Origin of the sequence: Mesorhizobium sp. M4A.F.Ca.ET.090.04.2.1 (assembly GCF_003999085.1) — a bacterium.
Classification (GTDB): Bacteria; Pseudomonadota; Alphaproteobacteria; order Rhizobiales; family Rhizobiaceae; genus Mesorhizobium.
This window is the reverse complement of record NZ_RZOT01000648.1, coordinates 1-3,027: the sequence shown is the minus strand read 5'-3', so window position 1 is coordinate 3,027 and position 3,027 is coordinate 1. Positions and strand designations below refer to the sequence as shown.

Sequence of the window (3,027 nt, the reverse complement as noted above, 5' to 3'; positions counted from 1 at the left end):
GCCGCGCCCGGTCGCGCAGGGCTCAGGCTTCTTCATCTCCGATGACGGCTACCTCGTCACCAACAACCATGTCGTCGAAGAGGGTTCCGCTTTCACCGTGGTGATGAACGACGGCAAGGAGCTCGACGCCAAGCTGATCGGCACCGATCCGCGCACCGACCTCGCCGTGCTCAAGGTCGAAGGCGACGGCAAGTTCACCTATGTCGACTTCGCCGACGATTCCAAGGTTCGCGTCGGCGACTGGGTGGTGGCCGTCGGCAATCCGTTCGGCCTCGGTGGCACCGTCACAGCCGGCATCGTCTCGGCCCGCGGCCGCGACATCGGCGCCGGCCCGTATGACGACTTCCTGCAGATCGACGCCTCGGTCAATCGCGGCAATTCTGGTGGCCCGACCTTCAACCTCAATGGCCAGGTCGTCGGCATCAACACCGCGATCTTCTCGCCCTCGGGCGGCAGCGTCGGCATCGCCTTCGACATCCCGGCCTCGACCGCCAAGGAAGTGGTGCAGGACCTGATGAAGAGCGGCTCCGTCCAGCGCGGCTGGCTGGGCGTCGAGATTCAGCCGGTCACCTCCGACATCGCGGAATCGCTCGGGCTGAGGTCCGAGAAGGGCGCGCTGGTGTCGAGCGCGCAGGACGACGGTCCCGGCAAGAAGGCCGGCATCACCGCTGGCGACGTCATCACCCAGGTCGACGGCAAGGATGTCGCCTCGCCGAAGGAACTCGCCCGCCTGATCGGCGCCTTTGCGCCGGGCAAGTCCGTCGATGTCACCGTGTGGCGCGACGGCAAGAGCGAGACGATCAAGGTCGACCTCGGCAAGCTGCCCGCCAGCGACAAGCAGGCGTCGAACGATGACAGCAAGCAGCCGGCGGCGCCAAAGGCCGACACGCTTGCCGATCTCGGCCTGACCGTCACCAAGTCGGAAAACGGCAAGGGGCTGGTCGTGACCGATGTCGATCCCGACAGCGATGCGGCCGACCGCGGCATCCAGCCCGGCGATGTCATCACCTCGGTCAACTCGATGGAGGTGAGCGGCACGGCGGATGTCGACAAGGCGATGGCCGATGCCGTGAAGGCGGGCCGCAAGGCGGTGCTAATGCAGATCACCCGCGACGACTCGAACCGCTTCGTTGCGCTGCCCGTCGCCAAGGGCTGACGTTCGTAACTTTCCCGAAGCGGCGGTTTCAACACCCCCGAGCCGCCGCGGGGGAAAGCACGGGGCCCGAATACGTTAGTCAGTCACCGTGTTCCGACCCCGGCGGCAGCGGGCTTCCCATCGCCCGCTGCCGCTCCCAACCATCAAAGGCCATTCCGTGCATGCCGGCTCCTCATTCTCAGGGCGAAATCGCGTATAACGGCTCTATGAAGATTCTCGTCATAGAAGACGATCGCGAGGCCGCCGATTACCTGCAGAAGGCCTTTGCCGAAGCCGGCCATACCGCCCATGTCGCCGGCGACGGCGAGACCGGCTTCGCGCTTGCCGACGCCGGCGATTATGACGTCATGGTCGTCGACCGCATGATGCCGCGCCGCGACGGCCTGTCGGTCATCGCCGGCCTGCGCTCCAGGGGCAACACGACGCCAGTGCTGATCCTGTCGGCGCTGGGCGAGGTCGACGACCGCGTCACCGGCCTGCGCGCCGGCGGCGACGATTACCTGACCAAGCCCTACGCATTCTCCGAATTGCTCGCCCGCGTCGAGGTGCTCAACCGCCGCGCCAGCGCCAGGGAAGCCGAGACCGTCTACCGCGTCGGCGATCTCGAGCTCGACCGGCTTTCGCACTCGGTCAAGCGCGCCGCGCGCGAGATCACGCTGCAGCCGCGCGAGTTCCGCCTGCTCGAATATCTGATGCGCCATGCCGGTCAGGTGGTGACGCGCACCATGCTGCTCGAGAATGTCTGGGACTACCACTTCGACCCGCAGACCAATGTCATCGACGTCCATGTCTCGCGGCTGCGTGGCAAGATCGAGAAGGGCTTCGACAAGCCGATCCTGCATACGGTCCGCGGCGCCGGCTACATGCTAAAGGGTGGGTAAGGCCGATCATGGCTCTTTCCCTGCCGGCCATCATGAGGACGACGGCAGCGCGGCTCTCGGCGCTCTATTTCCTGCTTTTCGCGCTGTGCGCCGTGCTGCTCGTCTTCTACATGACCTCGCTGTCGGCGCGCATGCTGACCGCGCAGACGCAGGATACGATCAACGATGAAGTGGCTGGTCTCGATCGTGCCTATCGGCGCGGCGGCCTGCCGGTCCTGGTCCGCGTCGTCGAAGCACGTTCCCGCCAGCCCGGGGCCAACCTCTACCTCATCGCCGACGCCAACGGGCAGATCTTGACCGGCAATGTGCAAAGCCTGGAGCCGGGGGTCATCGAAACGGAGGGCTGGACGACAGAGCCATTTTCCTATCAGCGTTTCGGCGAGGGCGAACTCGACCGGCTGCGCAGCGGGGCACCCGACCAGGCCACGCCGCCGTCCGGCGAGCCCGAAGCGCAGGCCGAGGGCGAGAAGGGCCACAACGCGATCGCGCTGGTGCTGCGGCTGCCCAACCAGATGATCATGCTGGTCGGCCGCGACCTCGGCGAGCCCGAGCGCTTCCGCGCCGTCATACGCCGCGCCTTGATGCTCGCGCTGGGCATGATGGGGCTTGGCGGGCTCCTGATCTGGTTCTTTGTCGGGCGCGCGGCGCTGAAGCGCATCGACAGCGTCTCGGAGGCCAGCCGCCGCATCATGGGCGGCGACCTGTCCGGCCGCCTCCCGGTCACCGGAGCCGGTGACGAGTTCGACCGCCTGTCCGAGAACCTCAATACGATGCTGGCCCGGATCGCCAAGCTGAACGAGGGCCTGAAGCAGGTTTCCGACAATATCGCGCATGATCTGAAGACGCCGCTGACCAGGCTGCGCAACCGCGCCGAGGCGACGCTGGCCGGCCGGCAGAAGACCCCCGACTACCGGCAGGCGCTGGAAAGCACGATCGCTGAGTCCGACCAGCTGATAAAGACCTTCAACGCCATCCTGATGATCTCCAGGC

3 protein-coding genes are annotated in these 3,027 nt (G+C 66.3%); all 3 read left to right on the top strand.

The genetic code is table 11. The features are described 5' to 3' along the window. Positions 1–1,156, top strand: a 1,156-nt coding sequence (locus EN781_RS29710) for a Do family serine endopeptidase (RefSeq protein ID WP_127400605.1), incomplete at its 5' end; no start/stop codon positions are given. A gap of 206 nt (positions 1,157–1,362) precedes the next feature. Further along, positions 1,363–2,037 carry a response regulator transcription factor gene (locus tag EN781_RS29705; protein ID WP_126055758.1) on the top strand — a complete coding sequence of 225 codons (675 nt, stop codon included), beginning with the start codon at positions 1,363–1,365 and terminating at the stop codon, positions 2,035–2,037. Positions 2,038–2,045: 8 nt separating this feature from the next. Continuing rightward, a partial coding sequence (locus tag EN781_RS29700; protein ID WP_127400604.1) for a HAMP domain-containing protein occupies positions 2,046–3,027 on the top strand: 982 nt, incomplete at its 3' end.

Bases quoted from the DNA above. Each gene is read 5' to 3' on its own strand.
- EN781_RS29705 (WP_126055758.1), top strand. From the start codon at position 1,363: ATGAAGATTCTCGTCATAGAAGACGATCGCGAGGCCGCCGATTACCTG.